At 65.1% G+C, this 24,303-nt stretch carries 18 protein-coding genes and 1 other RNA gene; 6 read left to right on the forward strand and 13 right to left on the reverse strand.

The window, feature by feature from the left end; translation table 11 throughout:
- Nucleotides 1-12: 12 nt before the first annotated feature.
- The 4 genes from infB to rimP all read right to left on the reverse strand — a co-directional run bounded on the left by infB (nucleotide 13) and on the right by rimP (nucleotide 5,821).
- A complete protein-coding gene (gene infB / locus VGN93_RS03880) occupies nucleotides 13-2,661 on the reverse strand; it encodes a translation initiation factor IF-2 (RefSeq protein WP_327506398.1) in 2,649 nt (882 codons plus the stop codon).
- A 104-nt stretch (nucleotides 2,662-2,765) separates the two neighbouring features.
- Complete coding sequence (locus VGN93_RS03885) at nucleotides 2,766-3,422, reverse strand: RNA-binding protein (protein WP_319318228.1); 657 nt, start codon at nucleotides 3,420-3,422, stop codon at nucleotides 2,766-2,768.
- Between the two features lie 91 nt (nucleotides 3,423-3,513).
- Complete coding sequence (gene nusA / locus VGN93_RS03890) at nucleotides 3,514-5,115, reverse strand: transcription termination factor NusA (RefSeq protein ID WP_319318225.1); 1,602 nt, start codon at nucleotides 5,113-5,115, stop codon at nucleotides 3,514-3,516.
- Between the two features lie 91 nt (nucleotides 5,116-5,206).
- Nucleotides 5,207-5,821: a ribosome maturation factor RimP gene (gene rimP, locus VGN93_RS03895; RefSeq protein ID WP_327506399.1), complete on the reverse strand. Its 615-nt coding sequence runs from the start codon at nucleotides 5,819-5,821 to the stop codon at nucleotides 5,207-5,209.
- Between the two features lie 235 nt (nucleotides 5,822-6,056).
- On the opposite strand from rimP, the gene VGN93_RS03900 reads away from it, so the two are divergent.
- Nucleotides 6,057-7,685 carry an MFS transporter gene (locus tag VGN93_RS03900; protein WP_319318220.1) on the forward strand — a complete coding sequence of 543 codons (1,629 nt, stop codon included), beginning with the start codon at nucleotides 6,057-6,059 and terminating at the stop codon, nucleotides 7,683-7,685.
- Here the strand turns inward: VGN93_RS03900 and VGN93_RS03905 are convergent, their stop codons facing one another.
- Together VGN93_RS03905 and recR are read right to left on the reverse strand one after the other, a co-directional pair.
- Nucleotides 7,686-8,945: a lytic murein transglycosylase gene (locus tag VGN93_RS03905; RefSeq protein WP_327506401.1), complete on the reverse strand. Its 1,260-nt coding sequence runs from the start codon at nucleotides 8,943-8,945 to the stop codon at nucleotides 7,686-7,688.
- Between the two features lie 12 nt (nucleotides 8,946-8,957).
- Nucleotides 8,958-9,563, reverse strand: coding sequence for a recombination mediator RecR (gene recR / locus VGN93_RS03910; protein WP_327506402.1), 606 nt, complete (start codon nucleotides 9,561-9,563; stop codon nucleotides 8,958-8,960).
- A gap of 55 nt (nucleotides 9,564-9,618) precedes the next feature.
- On the opposite strand from recR, the gene VGN93_RS03915 reads away from it, so the two are divergent.
- Nucleotides 9,619-10,230 carry an MOSC domain-containing protein gene (locus VGN93_RS03915; RefSeq protein WP_327506836.1) on the forward strand — a complete coding sequence of 204 codons (612 nt, stop codon included), beginning with the start codon at nucleotides 9,619-9,621 and terminating at the stop codon, nucleotides 10,228-10,230.
- Here the strand turns inward: VGN93_RS03915 and VGN93_RS03920 are convergent, their stop codons facing one another.
- The 4 genes from VGN93_RS03920 to ffs all read right to left on the reverse strand — a co-directional run bounded on the left by VGN93_RS03920 (nucleotide 10,231) and on the right by ffs (nucleotide 13,265).
- Nucleotides 10,231-10,842: a LysE family translocator gene (locus VGN93_RS03920; RefSeq protein ID WP_327506403.1), complete on the reverse strand. Its 612-nt coding sequence runs from the start codon at nucleotides 10,840-10,842 to the stop codon at nucleotides 10,231-10,233.
- A 34-nt stretch (nucleotides 10,843-10,876) separates the two neighbouring features.
- Complete coding sequence (locus tag VGN93_RS03925) at nucleotides 10,877-11,200, reverse strand: YbaB/EbfC family nucleoid-associated protein (protein ID WP_256117849.1); 324 nt, start codon at nucleotides 11,198-11,200, stop codon at nucleotides 10,877-10,879.
- Between the two features lie 25 nt (nucleotides 11,201-11,225).
- Entirely contained in the window at nucleotides 11,226-13,109 is a 1,884-nt protein-coding gene (locus VGN93_RS03930; RefSeq protein ID WP_327506404.1) for a DNA polymerase III subunit gamma/tau, read from the reverse strand.
- Between the two features lie 59 nt (nucleotides 13,110-13,168).
- Nucleotides 13,169-13,265, reverse strand: an RNA gene (gene ffs / locus VGN93_RS03935) — signal recognition particle sRNA small type.
- Between the two features lie 114 nt (nucleotides 13,266-13,379).
- Here ffs and VGN93_RS03940 point away from each other — a divergent pair.
- Both VGN93_RS03940 and nudC read left to right on the forward strand, forming a co-directional pair.
- Nucleotides 13,380-13,790, forward strand: coding sequence for an HIT family protein (locus VGN93_RS03940; RefSeq protein ID WP_327506405.1), 411 nt, complete (start codon nucleotides 13,380-13,382; stop codon nucleotides 13,788-13,790).
- A complete protein-coding gene (nudC, locus tag VGN93_RS03945; protein WP_327506406.1) occupies nucleotides 13,787-14,761 on the forward strand; it encodes an NAD(+) diphosphatase in 975 nt (324 codons plus the stop codon). Before VGN93_RS03940 ends, nudC begins: the two co-directional genes overlap by 4 nt.
- Here the strand turns inward: nudC and VGN93_RS03950 are convergent.
- Both VGN93_RS03950 and VGN93_RS03955 read right to left on the reverse strand, forming a co-directional pair.
- The gene (locus VGN93_RS03950; RefSeq protein ID WP_327506407.1) at nucleotides 14,758-15,609 is read right to left on the reverse strand and encodes a prephenate dehydratase; all 852 of its coding nucleotides are present in this window, start codon (nucleotides 15,607-15,609) and stop codon (nucleotides 14,758-14,760) included. The two genes, nudC and VGN93_RS03950, sit on opposite strands and share 4 nt — an antisense overlap.
- Nucleotides 15,610-15,620: 11 nt before the next feature.
- Entirely contained in the window at nucleotides 15,621-16,376 is a 756-nt protein-coding gene (locus VGN93_RS03955; protein ID WP_327506408.1) for a 3-deoxy-manno-octulosonate cytidylyltransferase, read from the reverse strand.
- Between the two features lie 151 nt (nucleotides 16,377-16,527).
- On the opposite strand from VGN93_RS03955, the gene VGN93_RS03960 reads away from it, so the two are divergent.
- Complete coding sequence (locus VGN93_RS03960; RefSeq protein ID WP_327506409.1) at nucleotides 16,528-17,229, forward strand: cytochrome c family protein; 702 nt, start codon at nucleotides 16,528-16,530, stop codon at nucleotides 17,227-17,229.
- Between the two features lie 56 nt (nucleotides 17,230-17,285).
- Here VGN93_RS03960 and VGN93_RS03965 read toward each other — a convergent pair whose 3' ends face one another.
- The gene (locus tag VGN93_RS03965) at nucleotides 17,286-18,230 is read right to left on the reverse strand and encodes an AEC family transporter (RefSeq protein ID WP_327506410.1); all 945 of its coding nucleotides are present in this window, start codon (nucleotides 18,228-18,230) and stop codon (nucleotides 17,286-17,288) included.
- Between the two features lie 620 nt (nucleotides 18,231-18,850).
- Between VGN93_RS03965 and VGN93_RS03970 the strand changes: the two genes are divergently transcribed.
- Nucleotides 18,851-24,301, forward strand: a complete 5,451-nt coding sequence (locus tag VGN93_RS03970; protein WP_327506837.1) for an alpha-2-macroglobulin family protein — start codon at nucleotides 18,851-18,853, stop codon at nucleotides 24,299-24,301.
- Nucleotides 24,302-24,303: the final 2 nt, after the last annotated feature.

Raw genomic sequence — 24,303 nt, forward strand, 5'->3', positions numbered from 1 at the left:
ATCGCCGGACGCTTAGAGCGTGCGCGTGATATGCTCCACGCGGAAGCACTCGATCGTGTCGCCGGCGCGGATGTCTTCGTAGTTCTCGAAGGCCATGCCGCATTCCTGGCCCATCGGCACTTCGGCGACTTCGTCCTTGAAGCGCTTGAGCGTCTTGAGCTTGCCTTCGTGGATGACGACGTTGTCGCGTACGAGACGCACGCCTGCACCGCGCTCGACCTTGCCTTCGATGACGCGGCAACCTGCGACCTTGCCGACCTTCGTGATGTTGAACACCTCGAGGATCTCGGCATTGCCGAGGAAGGTTTCGCGCCGTTCCGGAGACAGAAGACCCGACATGGCCGCCTTCACGTCATCCACCAGATCGTAGATGATGTTGTAGTAGCGGATTTCGATGCCTGCCCGTTCGGCCGCCTGGCGTGCCTGCGCATTGGCACGAACGTTGAAGCCGATGATGGCCGCGTTCGAGGCCTCGGCAAGCGAGATATCGGACTCGGTGATACCACCGGCGCCGGAGTGAACGATACGGGCGCGAACTTCGTCGGTGCCGAGCTTGTCGAGGGCACCGGCAATGGCTTCGATCGAACCCTGCACGTCGCCCTTGATGAGCAGCGGGAATTCTTTCATGCCCGTGTTCTGCAGCTGGGTCATCATCTGCTCGAGGGAGCCGCGCTGACCGCTCTGGCGGGCAACGGCCTTGTCGCGTGCGAGACGCTGGCGGTATTCCGAGATTTCGCGCGCCCGGCTTTCGTTCTCGACGACCGCGAAACGGTCGCCGGCAGAGGGCGTTCCCGAGAGACCGAGGATCTCGACAGGCATGGCCGGACCGGCTTCCTTGACGTGCTCGCCCTTGTCGTTGACGAGCGCGCGCACACGGCCCCACTGGTCGCCGGCCACGATGATCTGGCCCGGACGCAAGGTGCCCTTCTGAACGAGAACGGTTGCGACGGAGCCGCGACCACGATCGAGCTGGGCTTCGATGACGGTGCCTTCGGCCGTGCGGGTGACATCGGCCTTCAGGTCGAGGATTTCGGCCTGGAGGAGAATGGCTTCCAGCAGCTTGTCGAGGTTCAGGCCGGTCTTGGCCGATACTTCGACGTCGAGCACTTCACCGCCCATGGATTCCACGAACACTTCATGCTGAAGCAGCTGGTTGCGCACCTTCTGCGGATCGGCTTCGTGCTTGTCGACCTTGTTGATCGCCACGATGATCGGAACGTTGGCCGCCTTGGCGTGGTTGATCGATTCGATCGTCTGCGGCATCACGCTGTCGTCGGCCGCGACCACCAGGATCGCGATATCCGTCGCCTGCGCACCGCGGGCACGCATCGCGGTGAACGCGGCGTGGCCGGGCGTGTCGATGAACGTGATCTTGTGACCGTTCTGCTCGACCTGGTAGGCGCCGATATGCTGGGTGATGCCGCCGGCTTCGCCGGAAACAACGCTGGTCTTGCGGATGGCGTCGAGCAGCGACGTCTTGCCGTGGTCGACGTGACCCATGATGGTCACGACCGGCGGACGCGAAACCATTTCGCCCTCGTCGTCGGCAATGTTGAAGATGCCTTCTTCGACGTCGGATTCCGAAACGCGCTTGACGGTGTGGCCGAATTCGACGGCGATCAGTTCGGCCAGATCGGCGTCGATGACGTCGCCCGGCTTCATCATCTGGCCTTCCTTCATCAGGAACTTGATGACATCGACGGCGCGTTCGGACATGCGCTGCGACAGTTCCTGAATGGTAATGGTTTCCGGCAGGACGACTTCGCGCATGACCTTCTCGCGTGTCTCCTGCATCTGGCTACGCCGGAACTTCTCCTGACGGCGGCGCATGGCCGAGAGCGAACGGCCACGCTGGGTGGCGTCCTCGTCGGTCGAAGCGGTGGTCAGCGTCAGCTTGCCCTGGCGGCGGCCGTCGTCGGCCTTCGGGCGCGCCGGGACCTTGGCGGGTTCCGGACGCGTGACCTTGCCACGATTGACCGGAGCGCCACCGCGCGGACGGGCGGCCTCCTCCTCTTCCGTCTCGCGACGGCCACGGCCGGGAACGGCTGCGGGCGTGACGGCCGGGGTCGTGCGGGGCGGCTGCGGGCGATTGTCGGCGCCGGCAGGTGCCGTAACGGCGGGCTTTGCAACCACGACCGGCTCGGCGGCGACCTCGGTGGGCGACGCAGCCTCGATGGCGCGGCGCTCGGCCTCTTCCTTCTCCAGGCGCGCACGCTCTTCCGCGGCGGCCTTCTGGCGGGCTTCCTCTTCCACCTTGCGGCGGGCCTCGTCCTCGGCGCGCTGGCGCGCTTCGGCAGCGTCGCGGATCTGCGCTTCTGCAAGCGCGCGGCGACGGGCCTCGACTTCATCGGGGGAAAGCTGGTTCAGCACGACGCCGCCGCGCGGACGGCTATGCTCGACCTGCGGCGCCTGGCGCTGCACGGGGCGAGGCGGTTGCGGTGCGGGCTGGCGCTGCTGCACTGGCGCGACGGGTGCCGCAGCAGCGCGTTCGTCTCCCGGGCGGCTGAAGTGGCGCTTTGTGCGGGTCTCGACCACGACAGCCTTCGTCCGGCCACGACCCATGTCCTGGCGCACGGTTCCCTGCTGAACCCCCGAGGGCTTCAGGCTAAGGGTCTTCTTGCCAGCCACATTGATCGTCTTGTCGTCTTCGTTGTCGGTCATTCCGTTCCGTTCCTAAGATCAGAGCCGGATGCGTATCACCAGACCCTGTCGTTCAAATGTGTTCATCCAACGCGATTTCGGCCGGCCGAACGCCGGTAACCGCATCATTGTTTTGTCTGGCCAGCGCCACCTTTTGCCATCATTTGGCTGTCGCCCCGGTATTTCTCGAGCATGATTGCGCGCTTCACTACACCCTCACCCGCCTGCCCTGCAAGCGCCGCGGCATGGATAAAAGCATTCTGGCCCAAAAGGCCCTCCAATTCGCTCTCCGAGAAGAGCTTGAAGGACGGTATTTCCGTCTCGTCGTCGCGCAGGAAGCTTGCCGCCTTGCGCGCCTGGTCAATTTTGCGCACGCCATCGGCGGCGGCATCCGTCGCGTGGAAGACCGCAAGTGCCGCCAATGCGCGCACCGCCTGGTCGACCTTGGAGGAACCGGTGATGAACTGGCCCGCCTTGCGCGCCATGTTCATCATCCCGCCAAGCTGGCCCGCCAGAAGACGGTCCACTTCGGCGCCGAGTTCCGCACCCGCTTTGGCTTCCGCCTTCAGCGCCCGCGAGAAGAGTTTCTTGGCGACCGCCTTGTCGACGATCGCCCGTTCTGCCTTCACCCAGCATCCACGTCCGGGGAGCTGACGCTTCAGGTCCGGCACGACGTTGCCATCCGGGCCTGCGACGAAGCGGATCAGATCATCCGCCTCACCCTTTTCGCGCGTCACGATGCACATGCGGTCGTTCACGCCGTCGTCGTCCTTCTTACCCATATAGGTCCTCGCAGTTCCGTACGCAAAACCGTTCATACACTTTTGCTGGAATGCTCGGCCAACGGCGTCTCCAGCGCGCGGGATGCCCCGATCAGGCGTCCTGCTCGCCACCTTCGACGACCGGTTCTTCTTCGGTAGCAAGGTCCTCTTCGGTGATCCAGCCGACCGCAAGGCGGGCCTGAACGACCATGGCTTCGGCTTCGGCGCGCGAGACCTCGAGCTTCGAGAATAGGCCCTCGAACTTCTTCGTCTCGCCATCCTTGCGTTCCGACCAGCCGACGAGGTCGTCGGCGGCGCAGCCTGCAAAGTCTTCCATCGTCTTGATGCCGTCTTCGCCGAGCGCGACCAGCATCTGGCTCGTCATGCCGTCGATCTGGCGCAGGTCATCGGAAACGCCGAGTTCCTTGCGCTTGGCATCCATTGCGGCTTCGAGACGATCGAGATGCTCGCGGGCACGTGTCTGGAGTTCCAGGGCGGTGTCTTCGTCGAAACCCTCGATCGAGGCGATTTCGTCGAGCTCGACATAGGCAAGCTCCTCGACGGCCGCGAAGCCCTCGGAGGCCAGAACCTGACCGACCATCTCATCAACATCGAGGGATTCCATGAAGAGCGCGGTGCGCTCGTTGAATTCCTTCTGGCGCCGCTCCGACTCTTCGGCTTCCGTCAGGATGTCGATATCCCAGCCGGTCAGCTGCGAGGCGAGGCGGACGTTCTGGCCGCGGCGGCCGATGGCGAGCGAGAGCTGCTCGTCCGGAACGACCACCTCGATGCGCTCCGCATCCTCATCCAGAACGACCTTGGAGACTTCCGCGGGCTGGAGGGCGTTGACGATGAAGGACGCCGGGTCTTGGCTCCACGGAATGATGTCGATCTTCTCGCCCTGAAGCTCGCCGACGACGGCCTGGACGCGCGAACCACGCATACCGACGCAGGCGCCGACCGGATCGATCGAGCTATCGTTCGAGATGACGGCGATCTTGGCGCGCGAACCCGGGTCGCGGGCGACCGACTTGATCTGGATGATGCCGTCGTAGATTTCCGGCACTTCCATGGTGAACAGCTTCACCATGAACTGCGGATGGGTACGCGACAGGAAGATCTGCGGACCGCGCTGCTCGCGGCGCACGTCGTAGACGAAAGCGCGAACGCGGTCGCCATAGCGCATGTTTTCGCGCGGGATCATCTCGTCGCGGCGGATGATACCCTCGCCACGGCCGAGATCGACGATGACGTTGCCGTATTCGACACGCTTGACCGTGCCGTTGACGATCTCGCCGATGCGATCCTTGTACTCGTCGAACTGGCGGTCACGCTCGGCTTCGCGCACCTTCTGCACGATGACCTGCTTGGCCGACTGGGCGGCGATGCGGCCGAAATCCATCGGCGGCAGCGGATCGGCGATGAAGTCGCCGAGCTTGGCGTCCGGGTTGCGGTCGCGGGCAAGCTCCAGCGGGATCTGCGTCGAATAATCCTCGGCCTGCTCGACGACTTCCAGCAGACGCTGGAGGCGGATTTCGCCGGTCTTGGAATTGATGTCGGCGCGGATGTTCGATTCCGTGCCGTAACGCGAGCGGGCCGCCTTCTGGATGGCGTCGGCCATCGCGGCAAGCACGATCTCGCGATCGATGACCTTTTCACGGGCCACGGCATCCGCGATCTGCAGAAGCTCAAGCCGGTTCGCACTGACTGCCATTGTCTCAGGTCTCCATGATCAAGCCGGGGCGAGGCCTCCGGTTCCGTCCTCTCCGTTTCGCCCGCATCGGGGGCAAAACGCACTCACATAGTCATTCGTCGTCTGCGTCTTCGTCGTTCTGGTTCGCGGCCTGCGCAGCTTTCGCCTTCTTGTCGGCGGTCAGCGCGTCGCGGATCAGATCGTCGGTCAGGATCAGCTTACCCTCGGCGAGCGCCGTGAACGGGATGACGACCGAGGGCTCCTCGCCATAGGCGGGCTGGTCCCGCTCCAGCGTAAAACCGTTTTCGTCGGCGGCGACGATCTTGCCGCGGAAGCGCTTGCGCCCGTCGACGAGAATCGACGTCTCGCACTTCACCAGGTGGCCGAGCCAGCGCGTGAAATCCGACTTGCGCACCATCGGCCGGTCGATGCCGGGCGACGACACTTCGAGATGATACGCCTTGTCGATCGGATCCTCAACGTCGAGCACCGGCGAGACGGCCATCGAGACCTTCTCGCAATCCTCGACGGTCATCGTGCCGTCCGGCCGCTCGGCCATGATCTGCAAGGTCGCGCCGTTCTGCGCCGAAAGGCGAACGCGCACCAGCCGGTAGCCGATCTGCTCGATGCTCGGCTCGATGATCTCGGCGACGCGCCGGTCGAGACCGGTCTCGACGATCAGGCGCGGCTCGACGGCTGCGTTTTCTGTCTGGGTCGTGTCGTTCATGACATGCCCTCCCGGGATAGTCGTTATCATGCGCTTGATCGGGGCAATAAAAAAGAGCGGGTCCTCGCGGGCCCACTCTTCATCTGACGATCAAGAATTTGAGGCTGATATAGACGTTCACGCGCGCAATTGCAAGTTCGGCTTCCGAAGCCCTTTTTTCGCCCGGCTTCGACTTGCCGCATTCGCCCGATGGGCTAGATTGATCACAACGCTGCGTCGAGAATGAGTGCCTGCCGTGCCAGACCGGACATCCCCCCTTGCCCCCTTCCGAAATGAAACCTTTCGGCTGATCTGGGCGGCAAGCCTGGTCTCCAATTTCGGCGGGCTCATCCAGGCCGTCGGTGCAGCCTGGATGATGGCCTCGATCTCGTCTTCCGCCAATATGGTGGCGCTGGTGCAGGCCTCGACCTCGCTGCCGATCATGCTTTTCTCCGTCGCCGCCGGTGCGCTCGCCGACAATTTCGACCGGCGCAAGCTGATGCTGACCGCCCAGTGTTTCATGCTGGCGGTGGCGATCGCGCTGACGCTCTGTACCTGGTACGGCGTCATCACGCCGTGGCTGCTCCTGACCTTCACCTTCCTGCTCGGCTGCGGCACGGCGCTGAACAATCCGGCCTGGCAGGCCTCCGTCGGCGACATGGTGCCGCGCGAGGACCTGCCTGCCGCGGTCTCCCTCAACAGCATGGGCTTCAACCTCACCCGTAGCGTCGGCCCCGCCATCGGCGGCGCGATCGTGGCGGCTGCGGGGGCGGCGGCCGCCTTTGCGGCGAATGTGTTGAGCTACTTTGCCCTGCTCTTCGTGCTCTTTCGCTGGAGGCCGGCCATTCCGCCGCGCACGCTGCCGCGCGAGGATTTCGGCCGCGCCATCTCGGCGGGCCTGCGCTACGTCTCGATGTCGCCGAACATCGGCAAGGTGCTGCTGCGCGGCTTCGCCTTCGGCCTCGCCACCAGCTCCATCCTCTCGCTGCTGCCGCTGATTGCGCGCGACCTCGTCTCCGGCGGGCCGCTGACCTACGGCGTGCTGCTCGGCTGTTTCGGGCTCGGCGCCATCGGCGGTGCCTTGATGAATGCACGATTGCGCGAACGCTTCACCAGCGAGACCATCGCCCGCCTCGCCTTCACCGGCTTTGCCGTCAGCGCGAGCGTTTCCGCCATCAGCACCACCGCCCTCCTGACCGGCGCCGTGCTGCTGATTGCCGGGAGCTCCTGGGTCATGGCGCTCTCGCTGTTCAACACGACCGTGCAGCTTTCGACGCCGCGATGGGTGGTGGCGCGGGCGCTGTCGCTCTACCAGACGACGACCTTCGGCGGTATTGCGGCGGGAAGCTGGATCTGGGGCACGACGGCGGACACGCACGGGGCGCAGACCGCGCTGCTGGCCTCCGCCGTGGTGATGATCGCAGGTGCGGCGCTTGGCCTGCGCTTCGCGCTGCCGGAATTGCAGAGCCTTAATGTCGATCCGCTCAACCGCTTCAGCGAGCCGGACCTGCCGCTGGACCTGAAACCGAGAAGCGGCCCGATCGTCATCCTGATCGACTACGAAATTGCCGAGGGCGACATTCCGGACTTCCTGGAGGCGATGACCGAACGGCGGCGCATCCGTATCCGCGACGGCGCCGGCCAATGGGCGCTGATGCGCGACCTCGAAAATCCGACCGTCTGGACCGAGACCTACCATGTGCCGACCTGGGTGGAATATGTGCGCCACAACCAGCGCCGCACGCATGCGGATGCCGCCAACGGCGAGAAGCTGAACCAGCTACACAGCGGCGCCGAACCGCCCCGCGTCCACCGCATGATCGAGCGACAGACGATCATCCCGCACGAATACGAGCGGTTCAAGCAGCAGGTCGAAATTCACTAATCAGCGGAGTTTCGTCTTCAGCGAGGCATCCGGATAGCAGGTCGGCGCGAGGCCGGCCTTGGCCTGCCAGTCGCCGAGCGAGCGGCGCGTCTTGTAGCCCGGCAGGCCATCGACCTTGCCGACGTCGTAGCCCTTGGCGACCAGCGCCTTCTGCATGGCGAGCACATCCGAGCGCAGCATCTTGCCCACGTCGCCCCATTCGCCGCGGAACGGGCCGCTGCCATAGGCGATACGATCGGCGAGATTGCCGATGAAAAGGGCATAGAGATCGGAGTTGTTGTATTCCTTGAGCACATAGAAATTCGGCGTGACGATGAATTCCGGTCCATGCGTGCCGGCCGGAACCAGCATCATGCCGGAGGCCTTCGCCTCACTGGCGGAAAAACCCTTGCCGGAAATGCGCGTTATGCCGGTCGAGGCCCAGGCCGAGATCGGTTTTTCCAGGTCCGGGCCTTCCTGCGCGCAGGAGACGCCCGCCGGGATGGTGACCTCGTAGCCCCAGCCGCGGCCGGCCTGCCAGCCCTTCTTGGCCAAATAATTGGCGATCGAGGCAAGGCTATCCGGCACAGAACCCCAAATGTCGCGCACGCCATCACCGTCGAAATCGACGGCATATTGCAGGAAGCTGGTCGGCATGAACTGCGGCTGACCGAGCGCGCCGGCCCAGGAGCCCTTCAGCTGCGCCACCGTCCGGTCGCCGCCATCGACGATATGAAGGGCCGCGATCAGCTCCTTGCGGAACATGTCCTTGCGCGTCGACATGAAGGCCTTGGTTGCGAGCACCTCCACCGCAGAATAGGGGATTTTCGCGCTGCCGAAGCCGGACTCGCGGCCCCAGATCGCGACGACGATCTCGCCCGGAACGCCGAAACGCTGCTCGACCTTGCGGAGCGTCGCGGCATGGGTTTTCGCGAGGCTGCTGCCCCGCCCCGCCAGTCCCTGCAAGCGCTTTTCGGAGAAGTAGGCGCCCGGCGAAGAGAATTCCGCCTGGCTCTGCGACTGTTCCTTCTTGGGCTTCGAGCCGGGCGGCACGAGATCGGGCAGCTCCCAATTGAGCGTCACGCCTTCCATCGCCGCGCGAAAGGTCTTTTCGCTAACGCCGGTTTTTTGCGCGGCCGGCCACAGGTCCTTGTCGATCCAGGCCCGGAACATCTTTTCGACTTCGCCCTTGGAGGCAGCGTGGGCGGGGAGCGCAACGGAAGCGAGCCCAAGGGCAATCGCCAGAAGGGGAGTGAAACGCGAGAGCCACCGATTCATCATCAAACCCTTCCCTCAGATCGCCGTGCGCGCCCGCATGGCGGCCGTGATTGTTCCTTCGTCGAGATAATCGAGCTCGCCGCCGACCGGCACGCCGTGCGCGAGCCGCGTGATCTTGACGTCCAGGCCGGAGAGCTGGTCGGTGATATAGTGGGCGGTCGTCTGGCCCTCGACGGTGGCGTTGACCGCGATGATCAGTTCCCGCACGCCGCCCTTCGCCACGCGGTCGACGAGGCCGCGGATGTTGAGGTCGTCGGGGCCGATGCCGTCGAGCGGCGAGAGCGTGCCGCCGAGCACATGATAGGCGGCGTTCATCGCCGCGGCGCGCTCCAGCGCCCAGAGGTCGGAGACGTCTTCTACGACGATGATGACCGTATGGTCGCGGCGCACGTCCGTGCAGACGGTGCAGGGATCGCTGGTATCGACATTGCCGCAGCACGAGCAGATGCGCACCTTGCGATGCGCCTCGCCCATCGCGTCGGCGAGCGGCCCGAGCAACTGGTCTTTCTTCTTGACGAGATGCAGCGCCGCGCGGCGCGCCGAACGCGGCCCGAGGCCCGGCACTTTCGCCAGGAGCTGGATCAATTTTTCGATTTCGGGGCCGGTGACTCGTTTTGCCATTGCCGGTATCTAGCCCATATCCAGGGGAAACGGAATCTCGGGAGTTCGACGCGTGATCAAAATCCTCGCCGTGTGCACGGGCGTCGCCCGCCCGGTCCCTGGCAAAAGCTACAAGACCGGCATTTTCAAGACGCCCACCGATGCGGCCATCGTCATCGACTGCGAAGGCCTGCTCGGCGATGCGATCTGCAACAGGAAGCACCATGGCGGGCCGGAGCAGGCGGTCTACGGCCTCGGCTCGATCGACCTCGACTGGTGGTCGAAGGAGCTCGGCCGGACGATCGAGCCCGGAACCTTCGGCGAAAACCTCGTCATCGAAGGCATCGACAGCCGCGCCGTTTCGGTCGGCGACCGGTTCGAGACGGAAAGCGTGCTGATGGAGGTCACCTCCACGCGCATTCCCTGCAACACGCTGACGGCGCGCATGGGCGATCCGGGTTTTGCCAAACGCTTCATGCAGGCCGGCCGACCGGGCTTTTACTGCCGCGTGCTGCGCGACGGGGTGATCCAGGCCGGCGACGCGGTGACCTATACGCCGTTCGACGGCGAGCCGGTCTCGATGCCGGAGCTTCTGCGAACCTACGGCAGGAACCTGCCGGAGGACGACCGGCTGCGCTACCTCGCGGCCCCCATCAACGACAAGCTGCGCGCGGCCCTGACCGGCTGATCAGCGGGCGGCGATTGCCGCTGCCGCACCGGCCATCGTGCCGGCGCTGACGCGGTTGGCGATGCGCACGGCGCGCGGGCTTTTGAGGAAGAGCCGGGCGCGGGAAGCGAGGAAAACCCAGGCAAGGTCGATTGCCACCAGCACGACGAACATGGTGACGACCAGCTCCGCCCAGCCGACCAGCGTGACGGCGCCGAGATCGATGATCGCCGGCAGCAGCGCCACGTAGAACATCATGATCTTCGGATTGCCGAGCGTCACCGTCAGCCCGGCGAAGAACAGCTTCAGGCCGGAACGCGCCTCGGGAAGCGCTGCTTCGTCCGTATCGGTCGGGGCGAACCACATTTTCCAGGCGAGATAGAGCAGATAGGCGACGCCGAACCATTTGATGGCGACGAAGACGGTGTGGAAGCTTTCCGCGATCGCGGCGAGGCCGAGCACGGCGCAGGTGAGCCAGATGCCCTCGCCGATCCACATGGCGGCGAGGAAGGGAAAGACGTCCCTGGCGCCGCGCGACAGCACGCGGGCGACCAGCGCCGCGATGCTCGGACCGGGCGAGCCCGCCGCCATCATCAGCGCGCCGGCAAAGACAAGCAGGGTCATCAGGCTCATCGAAATCCTCCTCGAAAAACCCGACCTTATCGAATCAGAACGGCAGTTTGAAGCCGGGCGGGATCGGCAGGCCGGCGGTCAGCGCCTTGGTCTTTTCGGCGGTCAGCGCCTCGGCCTTGTCCTTGGCGTCCTTGTGGGCGGCGACGATCAGGTCTTCGAGGATCTCGACGTCGTCTTCCTTGAACAGCGACGGATCGACCTTCAGGCCCTTGAGGTTGCCCTTGCCGTCGAGCGTGACCGAGACGAGGCCGCCGCCGGAGGTGCCGGCGACTTCGAGCGCCGCGATCTCCTCCTGCATCTTCTCCATCTTGGCCTGCATTTCCTTGACCTTGCCCATCATGCCCATAATGTCGCGCATCGGTCTCTCCTCTTTTTATTGACTGTCAGGTTTCGATATCGTCGCCGGGCAGGATGTCGCCCTCGGCGGATTCCGCGACGGCCGCGACCTCGACGGTCTCCGGCTCGTCTTCCGTTTCCTGCACCTTGATGCGCACGTCGGTGATCTTGGCGCCCGGGAAGCGTTGCAGGATCGCCGCCACGTCCGGGTCCTGGCGGGCGTCGGCGACGCGCGCCTCCTGCGCCTGGGACTCGGCCTCCGACAGGGTCGGCCCGCCGGCTTCGCGCGACAGGATCACCATCCAGCGCGCGCCGGTCCATTCCTGCAAGCGGTTCTGGAGGTCGGGCACGAGCGATTTCGGTGCGTCATTGGCAAGGCTGATTTCCAGCCGCCCGGCCTCGACGCTGACCGGACGCACGAAGGCGCGCACGAGGGCACGCAGCCGGATGTCGCGGTTCTTGGTGCAAAGATCGGCAATGTCGGAGAGCGACTTGACCGGCACCAGGGGCACCGCGGCCGGCGGCTCGGCCGGCACGGGCTCGATGCGGCCGACCGGTTCGGGCACGGGATCGGCCTGCGGCACGGGCCGCAGCATGGTCACGGTCGCGCCGCCCGACTGGGCGCGCTGGGCCGGGGCGTCCGGCTGCCGGGAGATGGCCGAAACGGCGGCGGCCTGCGACGTCGGCTGGCCGCCGTTGCCGCTGTAGTTTCCGGATTGGGGGGCGCGACCGCCGTCGTTGCCGGAAAACTCGGCGAGGCGGCGGGCGGCCTCTTCCGGCGAGGGCAGGTTTGCGGCATGCGCCAGGCGGATGATGACCATCTCGGCGGCACCGGCCGGGCGGCTGGAGGATTCCGTCTCCGGAATGCCCTTCAGCAGCATCTGCCACATGCGCGACAGGGCGGTGACGGCGATGGAATTGGCGAATTCGACGCCGCGCACGCGCTCGATCTCGCTCAGCGACTGGTCGCCGGTGGCGTCGGGCACATATTTCATGCGGGTGACGAGATGGGTGAAATCGGCAAGGTCCGTCAGCACGACCGGCGGGCTGGCGCCGGCCTCGTATTGCGCGGCGAATTCGGCAAGGGCGGAAGCCGCGTCACCCTTCACTATATGCTCGAAGAGATCGACGATGCGGGCACGGTCGGCAAGGCCGAGCATGGAGCGCACGGCATCCACCTCCACACGCCCACCGCCATGCGCGATCGCCTGGTCGAGCAGCGACAGGCCGTCGCGGGCGGAACCCTCGGCCGCACGCGCGATCATGGCGAGCGCATCGGCCTCGGCCTCCACGCCTTCCTTGCCGAGAATGGTGGTGAACAAGCCGACGAGATCGGAGGCGTCGATGCGGCGCAGGTCGAAGCGCTGGCAGCGCGACAGCACCGTGATCGGCACCTTGCGGATCTCCGTCGTCGCGAAGATGAATTTTACGTGCTCCGGCGGCTCTTCGAGCGTCTTCAACAGGCCGTTGAAAGCCTGCGTCGAGAGCATGTGCACTTCGTCGATGATATAGACTTTATAACGTGCCGAAACCGGGCGGTAGCGCACCTGCTCGATGATCTCGCGGATATCGTCGATGCCGGTATGCGAGGCGGCGTCCATCTCGATGACGTCGACATGGCGGCCTTCCATGATCGCCTGGCAATGTTCGCCGGGCACACGAAGGTCGATCGTCGGGCGGTCGATCTCGGGGGTCTTGTAATTGAGCGCGCGGGCGAGGATGCGGGCGGTGGTCGTCTTGCCGACGCCGCGAACGCCCGTCAGCATATAGGCCTGCGCGATGCGCCCGGTCTCGAACGCGTTGGTCAGCGTGCGGACCATCGGTTCCTGGCCGACCATCAGGTCGGAGAAATCCTTCGGGCGGTATTTTCGCGCGAGCACCCTGTAGGCGGCGGGTTTTTCGCTGGACGGATTTTTGATGTCGTCGCTCATCGACCCTGCCGTTAATCAAATGTCTGTCCCGACAGGACGGCCAGAAGCAGGACGGTAAGGTGGGAGGCTGGCACGATGACCCGTGCCGGGCTCGTTGGGGCTGCTTCCTTCCGGACCTGACCCGGTTGGCGAGTGGCTCGTCCACCACCAACCTCCCGTTCCCCATATCGGCAATATTCCATCCGAATGCAAGCGGACGGGATAAAAAACTATTGGGGGAATTTCGATGCCGTGTCATGAATCGAAAAAACAAGCATGCCGGAGACTCCCTTGAGCGAATTTCGACCCGATGAACGGATCCTGCGCGACAGCGATCTCCTGACGAAGATCGGCCTGTGCGAACTGCGCCTGATGAAGGATGGCCGCTGGCCCTGGCTGATGCTGGTGCCGCAGCGCCCGGACGTCAGCGAGATCTTCGACCTGACGCCGCTCGACCAGACCATGCTCGCCTTCGAGACCACGCTGGTGGCCGAAGCGCTCAAGACCGTGACGGGGGCGACGAAGATCAATACCGGCGCGCTCGGCAATATCGTGCGCCAGCTTCACGTCCATGTCATCGCGCGCAGCGAAGGTGACCCGAACTGGCCCGGCCCCGTCTGGGGCTACGGCACCGCCGAACACCGTTCGGACGACGACACCAAGGCCTTTGCAGCCAAGATCCTGGACGCGCTCTCGCCATGAAGCCATCGCTTTTCGATCTCTACCGCCCGCATCCCGAACCGAGCACCATGGTGGCCTTTGCGGAAAACAGCCTCGACCGCCAGTCGGAGCACCGCGCGCCGGATTGCCTGGAACAGGCCTTCAAGGCCGAGACGGTGCATGCCTTTGCGCTGGCCGGCGGCAAACTCGTCGTCAAGCATGACGAGAAGATCATCGACCCGCTGTTTGCGCCCTATGAACTGGCCGAACTCGACCCGGTGCCGGAAGATGCCATCCTTCTCGGTTACCTGAAGAATGGCGAACCGCGGCTGGCGATCCCCGTCAGGGCCGATCCGGATACCTTGCAGGAGCCGCTGAAGGCGACCGACGGTCGCACGCTCTATCGCCAGCAGATGCTCGACGACGACCTGCTCGGCCAGTTCGCGCAGGCTTCCAGCCTGATGACCTGGAACGGCAACAACCGCTTCTGCGGCAAGTGCGGCTCGCCGACGCGCTCGGAGATCGGCGGCTATCGCCGGGTCTGCGAGGCGTGCAGCCACACGATCTTCCCGCGCACCGACCCGGTTGCGATCATGCTGGTCATCGATATCGAGCGCGACCTGTGTCTCCTCGGCCGCTCGCCGCATTTTCCGGAAGGCATGTATTCGTGCCTGGCCGGTTTCCTGGAGCCGGGCGAGACGATCGAGCACACGGTGCGCCGCGAGACCTTCGAGGAATCCGGCATCAAGGTCGGCCGCGTGCGCTACCACGCGTCGCAGCCCTGGCCGATGCCGCATTCGCTGATGATCGGCTGCTACGGCGAGGCGATCTCCTTCGAGATCCGTCTCGACGACCAGGAACTGGAAGATTGCCGCTGGTTCACGCGCGCGGAGACGCTGGAGATGATCGAGCGCAGCGCCTCCTCGGGCGTCGCCCCCGGTTCCACCACCCCGCCGCCGAAAGGTGCCATCGCGCACCGGCTGATGCGCGACTGGCTGGACTGGAAAGGTTAGAAAGCACTCCGCATCGGATGCGCCCGGTAGGTGCCGAGGACGCGGACCTTTTCGGAGAAGAAGCGCAGCTCTTCCAGCGCCTGGCGGACATGCGGCTCATCCGGATGGCCTTCGATATCGGCATAGAACTGCGTGGCGATGAACTTGCCGCCGATCTGGTAGCTCTCCAGCTTCGTCATGTTGATGCCGTTCGTCGCAAAACCGCCGAGCGCCTTGTAGAGGGCGGCCGGGATGTTGCGCACATTGAAGACGAAGGTGGTGACGACGATATCGTCGCCGCTCTGCTCCGCCTTTTTCTCGTCGCGCGACAGCACGACGAAACGCGTCATGTTGCTTTCGGTGTCCTCGACGTTTTCCTGAAGGATCGACAGGCCGTAGAGATCGGCGGCAAGCCGCGGGGCAAGGGCCGCCATGGAGCGGTCGCCGGTTTCGGCCACCAGCTTGGCCGCGCCCGCCGTGTCGCCGGCGATCACCGGCTTCCAGCCGTTGAGGCGGACGATCTTGCGGCACTGGCCGAGCGCGTGGATATGGCTGTGCACCGTGCGGATCTCGTCCTTCGTGACGCCCGGCAGCACCATCAGCTGGAAGCGGATCGGCATGAAATATTCGCCGACGATATGAAGGCGCGATTCCGGCAGGAGATGATGGATATCGGCGACGCGGCCGGCGATCGTGTTCTCGATCGGGATCATGCCGAGATCGGCATCGCCGTTCTCCACAGCGAGAAAGGCGTCCTCGAAGGTCTGGCAGGGCAGCGGCTCCATGTTGGGGAACATGTCGCGGCTCGCCATGTCGGAATTGGCGCCGAACTCGCCCTGGAAGGCGATCTTGTTGGTTTTCATGATCATGACGGTTCGCCTCAGACTGGGTTGGCCGCGAGGATGGCGCGGGCTTTTTCGAGGTCGGCCGGGGTATCGACGCCAAGCGGCACGGTGTCGACGATCTCGGCATCGATGCGCATGCCGGCTTCGAGTGCCCGAAGCTGCTCCAGCGATTCGCGCTTTTCAAGCGTCGAGGGCTTGAGAGAGACGAAGGCTTCGAGCGCCTTGCGGCGGTACGCGTAGAGGCCGATGTGGTGATAGAGCGGCCCCTTGCCGTGCGGCGCGGTGGCGCGCGTGAAATAGAGGGCGCGCAGGCGGCTGTCGCTGAGCGGCGAGCCGACGATCTTCACAACGTTCGGATTGGTTTTCTCTTCCTCGTCGCTGATTTCCGTCGTCAGCGTGGCGATGTCGGTCGAGGCGTTTTCCAGCGGTCGGAGGGCGGCGCGGATCGTCTCGGGGTCGATCGTCGGCAGGTCGCCCTGCACGTTGATGATGAATTCGGCGCGGCCCTCCGGGTCGCTCTTGGTCAGCGCCTCGTGGATGCGGTCGGAGCCGGACTGGTGATCGACGCGGGTCATCACCGCCTCGAAGCCCGCTGCCACGACAGCGTCAAAAATATCCGTATGATCGACGGCCAGGACGATGCGGCCGACATTGGCCGCGGCCGCCCGGCGGGCCACCTGCACGATCATCGGCAGGCCGGCAATATCGGCCAGCGGCTTGCCCGGAAGCCGCGTCGAGGCCATGCGCGCCGGAATGAGAACGAGGGTCGTGTCAAAATTGGCGGGTTTCATCTCAGGCCCTTCAAAACCCCCGGGAAAAGTGTCAAAACGTCTCAGTGCGGGGGCTACAATCACTGTTGCAACGAAGCAGCAAAAGACATAGGTTCCGCGCGATTTCAAGACTGGCCGGCGCATGTCCGCTGGTTCCTAGGGGAGCGTTTGGATGAACTCTTATGTGAACATGGGCGTGGGTGCCCTATTGGGCACCGTCTTCGTACTGATGTCCGTGTCGATCGCTTCTGAAGGCATTTTCCACTCGGCGCACCCCGAGAAGGAAGGTTTTGCTATCGTGGCCGAGGAAACCGGCGGCGAGACAGCGGGCGGCGACGCTCCTGCAGCTGTTCCGATCGCGACCCTGCTTGCCACCGCCGATGCCGGCGCCGGCGAAACCGTGTTCAAGAAATGTGCGAGCTGTCACACCCCAGAGAAGGGCGGACCGAACAAGGTCGGACCCGGTCTCTGGGACATCGTGAACCGCCCGATCGCTTCGCATGAAGGCTTCAGCTATTCCGCCGGCATGACGACCTTCTCCGAAGGCCACAAGGTCGTGTGGGACTATGACCACCTGAACTTCTTCCTCGAAGCACCGAAGAAGCACGTTCCGGGCACCGCCATGGGCTTTGCCGGCCTGAAGAAGAACGACGAGCGCGCCAACCTGATCGCCTACCTGCGCACGCTTTCCGACAACCCGGCCGCCCTGCCGACCGCGTCGGACGAAGGCGCTGCCGCCACGACCGAGGGGGCCACGACCACCGAGGGCGCGGCCCCGGCGGATGGTGGCGCTGCCACCACGACGACGACCGAAGGGACGGCACCGGCTGAAGGCACGACCACCGAAGGCACCACGGAAAAGCCGGCTCAATAAAGCGGCCCGCATCCGAGACGACAAACCCGGCCTTCGCGCCGGGTTTTTTGTTGCCGTCAGGTGAGCAGCCAGGCCCAGAAGGAAACGGTGAAGACGCCGAGCGCCGTCGTCATGGTGATCGTCGAGGAGGCGAGCGCATGACCGACGCCGAAATGGTTGGCGAGCAGCCAGGCGTTGACGCCCGTCGGTACCGAGGAGGTCAGCACCATCGCGGCAGTCCATTCCGGGCTGAGGCCGAGCAGCCGGCAGGCGACATAGACGCAGCCCGGCAGAGCCACGAGCTTGAGGCCGGTCATGGCGAGCGCTATGCCGGCATTGCCGCCCACCTTGTATTTGTTGAGCGCCATGCCGATCGACACGAGGGCGGCCGGTGCCGCCGTCGCCGCCAGCTGGTCGACCACCGCTTTGACCGGCCCCGCGAGCGGCACCCCGCCGACATGGAACAGCGCGCCGGCGGCAAGGCCGATCACCAGCGGATTGCGCACCAGGCTCTTGCCGATGCCGAGCAGCAGCGCGCCGAAACGCTGCGGCTCGCGCGTGCCGCTCTTGCGCTCCGCACGCTCCATGAGGACGGTGCCGGCGATCATCATGACCGGCAAGTGCACGGAGAGCAGCACGGAGATCGCCACCAGCCCGCCATCACCGACGATGCGCGATACGAGCGGCAGGCCGATGAAGACCGTATTGGCGAAGGCGGAGGAGACGCCGGCGAGCACGCCGATCCGCCGGTCGCGCTTGAAGCCGAGGGTCGCCACCAGATGGGCGATCGTCCAGGTGACGGCGACGCCGGCGAAATAGGCGAGCCAGATGCGCAGCGGCGATTCACCGGCGAAATCCGCCTCGGCAATCGTGCGGAACAGCAGGACCGGAACCGCCAACCGGAAGACGAATTCGCCGAGCCCCTCGCCCAGTTCCTCCCGCAGATAGCCGGTGCGCACGAGTACCCAGCCGATCAGGATCAGCACGAAGATGGGCAAGACATTGAGGGCGACATCCGACATGAAACCGTCCGGGAAGCAAAGAATGGGAGACGAGGAATAATCGCCCTGGAGGCGTCATGGGTAGGCCAAACGTCGGGGAGGGTCCAGCGCGAAGCCGGCGCAAGGGCGCGCCGGAAATGAAAAAAGCGAGGGTCGAGCCCCCGCTTCCTCATCCCGACCTGGCCGGGGAAGTGCTTCGCGCGGTGCCAGTACATCCGTGGTCACTGCTGTGCGAAACACGACTTTCGTGTCTGACGAGGTTCTACCGAGCCGCTGTTACAGCGGTATGACAGAGGAATGCCCGTCGATGAAAACAAGTCTGCGCGCATATGGTTAACAAAAGGTTAACGCTTGGGCGGACAAAAATTTCGCATTTCCGGCGATTGAACGGCGGATCTGAAACGTCTTCCCCCTGGTTCCATGCGCCACCCCCTTCCGGCCTCCCGACGCGCTCCGTCTTTCGATTGACAAGCCGATCCCGGGTCTGGACAGTGGCGGCGGCAACGAGACGGGCAGCGTTAGAGCATTTCCGCTTTTCTTCGAATCGCGCAAACGCCCTAACTCTTGGTTTTTACGCAATTCCGGACGCAAAACCGCGTTTCGCACTTTTGCTGGAATTGCTTGAGGAGGACTTGATGTCTATGCGCGCATTCTTAGGTTTCTCGGCACTTTTTCTTATGGCCGTAGCCTCCCCTCCCCTCCCTGCACAGGCTGAAGAAACGCGCACCGTCGTGACGACGGAAAACCGCGATTATTTCGGCTTCGATCTGCGCACCGTGCAGGACGTGACGCTCGACCAGTGCAAGGCAGACTGCGTCGACGACCTCTCCTGCCGCGCCTTCACCTACAATCCCAAGGTGAAGTGGTGTTTCCTGAAGAGCGACTTCAACCAGCTCAATCCTTTCCAGGGCGCGATTGCCGGCAAGATCGTCAAGGCGGACACGGCAGCCGATATCGGCGCACCGCCTGCCCTGCCGTTCATCACCGAATATATGATGAGCGACGCCCGCTCCTTCCGCAACGGCCTGTCGCTTGCCGCCGACCAGCAGGGACAGGGTACCGAGAGCCTCGCGTCGCTCGGCCGCATCGAGACGGCATCCAGCCGCTTCGACTACGCGCTGACGGCTTTCAGGGGTGCCTTGTCGCTCGCACCGGACGATTACTATCTCTGGATGGAGACGGCCGAGTCGATGGCGCGCGCCATCAACAACAGCTATCTCGCAGGCCAGGGCGCGCTCGCGGCGATCAACGCCTATGAGCTGTCGCGCACGACCGAGACCCGCGCCAGAGCGCTTGCCGTGCTTGCCGACACGCTCGACAAGTCGGGCAACTACCGCGCCGGCATCAATGCCTACAAGGCGAGCCTCGACCTGAAGGACGACGTCGCGGTGCGCTCGGCCTATCTGGGGCTTCGCGCCCGGCAGGGTTTCCGCATCGTCAACCACACGATCGATTCGGATAGTGCCACGCCGCGCGCCTGCGTCGAGTTCTCCGAGCCGCTCGTCAAGTCGGGTGCCGATTACGCCTCCTTCGTCACGCTGGATGGCGCAGCGCCCAAGGCCGTGGAAGCCAAGGACCGGCAGATCTGCATCGAGGGCCTGACCCATGGCCAGCGCTACAAGATCGCCTTCCGCCCCGGCCTGCCGTCGGCCGTCGACGAGCCGCTGGCATCCATGGTCGACCTCGACATCTACGTGCAGGACCGCACCGCCATGGTGCGCTTCACCGGCGACAGCTTCGTGCTGCCGGGAAGTGCACGCCGCGGCATTCCGATCGTCTCGGTCAACACCGACAGCGCCGACCTGAAACTCTACCGCGTCGGCGACCGCGCCATCGCCTCGCTGCTCGCCGACAGCCAGTTCCTGACGCAGCTCGACGGCTATTCGGCCGAGCGCATCGAAAGCCAGAGCGGCCAGCTGGTCTGGCAGGGCAAGATCGATATCTCGCCGGAGCTCAACAAGGACGTCGTCACCAGCTTCCCGGTCGACGAGGCGCTGCCGGAGCGCAAGCCCGGCGTCTACGTGCTGACCGCCGCCGCCTCGAACGGCCGCACCAACGAATGGGAGGCGAAGGCCACCCAGTGGTTCGTCGTCTCCGACGTCGGCCTCACCACCTATGCCGGCACGGACGGCCTCAACGTCTTCGCCCGCTCGCTGGACAGTGCGGCCCCCATCGACGGCGTCGAACTCCAGCTGATCGCCAAGAACAACGAGGTGCTCGGCACCGCGACGACCGATGCGGACGGCCGCGCGACCTTCACCGCCGGCCTGATGCGCGGCACCGCCGCCATGACGCCTGCCGTGATCCTCGCGAAAAAGGGCGATTCGGACTTCGTCTTCCTCGACATGACGCGCGCCGGCTTCGACCTTTCCGACCGCGGCGTCACCGGCCGCCCGGCGCCGGGCGCCATCGACGTGCTTGCCTGGACTGAACGCGGCATCTACCGCGCCGGCGAGACGGTGCATGCGACGGCGCTCGCCCGCGACATCGAGGCGAATGCCGTCGAAAAGCTGCCGCTCACCTTCGTCTTCAACCGGCCGGACGGCGTGGAAGACCGCCGCATCGTCAGCGATGGCGCAGCGCTCGGCGGCCATGCGGTGGACCTGCCGTTGCAGGCCAACAGCATGCGCGGCACCTGGACCATGCAGGTCTATACCGACCCGAAGGGCACGGCGATCGGCGAAAAGCAGTTCCTCGTCGACGATTTCGTGCCGGATCGCATCGAATTCGACATGACGAGCGAGGCCAAGGCCATCGAGACCGGCGTTCCGGCGCAGGTGTCCGTGGAGGGCCGCTATCTCTATGGCGCGCCCGGCGCGGGCCTTGAGATCAAGGGCGATGTCACGCTGAAGCCGACGCGCGCGGACCCCGCTTTCCCCGACTATGTCTTCGGCCTGGCGGATGAAGAGGCGATCGAGGCCAGCAGCACGGCGCTGGAAGGTCTCGACGTGCTCGACGACGACGGCAAGGCGACGTTCGACGTCAACGTCACCGACCTGCCCGCGACGACGCAGCGCCTCGAAGCGCTCGTGACGCTGCGCATGACGGAAGCCGGCGGACGCGCCGTCGAGCGCTCGCTCACCCTGCCGGTCAAGGCGACCGGCCCGATGATCGGCGTCAAGCCGGAGTTCAAGGGCGAGCTTACGGAAAACAGCGTCGCGAATTTCAACGTCATCGCTGTTGGTGCCGATGGCGCCAAGCAGGCGATGCAGGGCATGCCCTGGAAGCTGCTCGCCGTCGAGCGGAACTATCAATGGTATCGCGACGGCAGTTCGTGGCGTTATGAGCCGGTGCTCTCGACCAAGCAGCTGGCGAACGGCACCGTCGATGCCACGGTGGATGGCGGCCAGATCTCGGTTCCCGTCACCTGGGGCCGCTACCGCCTGGAAGTCGAAAGCGCCGAGCCGGACGGCCCGGCGACCAGCATCGAGTTCGATGCCGGCTGGTACGTCGCCGCAACCTCGACGGAAACGCCGGACGCGCTGGAAATCTCGCTCGACAAGGAAAACTATGCGGTCGGCGACACGGCGAAGCTCAAGATTTCGCCGCGCCATGCCGGCCAGGTTCTCATCACCATCGGCGCCGAAAGCCTGATCGCGACCCAGACCGCGGCCATCGGCGCCGAGGGCGGCGAGGTGGACATCCCGATCACCAAGGAATGGGGCCCCGGATCCTACGTCACCGCGACGTTGTTCCGTCCCGGTGCGGACCGTGAAAGCCGCATGCCGATGCGCGCGATCGGCATCACCTGGCTGAAGGTCGATCCCGCCGAGCGCAAGCTCAACGTCGCGCTCGACGTGCCGGAAAAGACGTTGCCGCGCCAGGCGCTCGACATCTCGCTCCAGGTCGCCGGTGCGGGCGCCAACGAGGACGCCTATGTCACGGTTGCCGCCGTCGATGTCGGCATTCTCAACCTCACCCGCTACGAGGCGCCCGATCCGGCCGGCTGGTACTTTGGCCAGCGCCGCCTCGGCATGGAAATCCGCGACCTCTACGGCCGCCTGATCGACGGTTCGCTCGGCGCCACCGGGCGTCTGCGCACCGGCGGCGACGGCGGCGAAGGCGCTCTCCAGGGCAATCCGCCGACCGAAAAGCTCGTCGCCTTCTTCTCCGGTCCCGTAAAACTCGACGCCGAGGGCAAGGCCAAGGTCAGCTTCGACATTCCGCAGTTCAACGGCACCGCCCGCCTCATGGCCGTCGCCTGGACGAAGACCGGTGTCGGCAGTGCCACGAAGGATGTCATCATCCGCGACCCGGTCGTCGTGACCGCCAGCCTGCCGAAGTTCCTCTCCCCCGGGGACCGCGCAGACCTGAGGCTCGACATCGCCAACACGGATGCGCCTGCCGGCGACTATACGGTCGAGATCACGCATAATGCCTCCGTCATGGTCGAGCAGACCGGCGCCGGCCAGACGCTGCGGCTCGAACCCGGCGCGAAGTCCGCACTCACCCTGCCGCTGATCGGCGGCGAGGTCGGTGATGGCGTCGTCACCGTGAAGCTCTCGAACGGGGCTGGCATGTCGCTCGAACAGGCGCTCAACATTCCGGTGCGCCCCGCCGCCATGCCGATCACCACGCGCCGGCCGATCGAGATCGCCGCGAACGGCAGCCTGACCATCGACGACCAGCTGCTGGCCGACAGCCAGCTTGCCGGCGCCTCCGTCAGCCTCAGCGTCTCGCGCGCCGCCGCCTTCGATATCCCGGCGCTGCTGATGGCGCTCGACCGCTACCCCTATGGCTGCGCCGAGCAGACGACAAGCCGCGCCCTGCCGCTGCTCTATCTCAGCGAACTCTCCAAGCAATCCGGCCTGCCGGAAGACACGGAGACGCAGAAGCGCGTGCAGGACGCGATCTACCGGGTGCTCGCCTATCAATCCTCCTCGGGCAGCTTCGGCCTCTGGGGTCCGGGTTATGGCGATCTCTGGCTCGATTCCTTCGTCACCGACTTCCTGACGCGGGCCCGCGAGCAGAAGTTCGACGTGCCGGAGCAGGCCATGTTGCAGGCGCTTTCCAACCTGCAGAACGCCATCTCCTACGACGTCAACGTCACCAACCAGGGCAACGAGATCGCCTATGCGCTCTATGTGCTCGCCCGCAACCGCAAGGCCGCGGTCAGCGATCTGCGCTACTATGCCGACACGAAGCTGTCGGAGTTCTCCTCGCCGCTGTCGCGCGCACATCTTGCCGCGGCCCTCGGCCTTTATGGCGATGCTCAGCGTTCGATGACGATCTTTTCGAACGCGCTCGGCCTGTCGCGCGACAGCATCCTGAACGCCAGCCTCTCGCGCAACGACTACGGTTCGTCGCTGCGTGACGGGGCCGCCGTTCTCGCACTTGCCGCCGAAGCCCGGCCGGTTCCGGATATCATTCCGCAGCTGACCAAGATCGTCGCCAAGCAATGGGAAGAAAAGCGCTGGACCAGCACGCAGGAACAGACCTGGATGCTTCTCGCCGCGCGCTCCGTGAAGGATGCCGACAAGGACCTGAAGCTTGAAATCAACGGCGTTGCCCGCGATGGCGGCTATGCCGCGCAGATGACCGGCAAGGCGCTGCTCGAAAACCCGCTGACGGTCGCCAACCGCACCGGCGAGCCGGTCTCGGCCGTGCTCACCACCGTCGCGGCCCCGGTCGATCCGCTGCCCGCCGGCGGCGACGGCTTTGCCATCGAGCGCACCTACTACACGCTCGACGGCGAGGAGGCGAACGTCTCCGAAGCGACGCAGAATGAACGTTATGTCGTGGTGCTGAAGGTGACGGAGAGCAATGACTGGCCGTCGCGCATCATCATCACGGACCTGCTGCCGGCCGGCTTCGAGATCGACAATCCGAGCCTCGTCGACAGCGCGAAACTGGCGAATTTCGACTGGGTCGGCGAAGTGGAGCCGGCGCATACGGAATTCCGCTACGACCGCTTCGTCGCCGCCTTCAATCGCAGCGGAGGCGACACCCGCGAGGTGACGCTTGCCTATGTCGTGCGCGCCGTCACGCCTGGCACCTACGACCATCCGGCCGCGCAGGTGGAGGACATGTACCGTCCGCAATACTCCGCGCGCACGGCGACCGGCCGCATGCAGGTCGTCAAGGCCGAGTAAGA

This window comes from Shinella sp., from assembly GCF_035998705.1.
Lineage (GTDB): Bacteria > Pseudomonadota > Alphaproteobacteria > Rhizobiales > Rhizobiaceae > Shinella.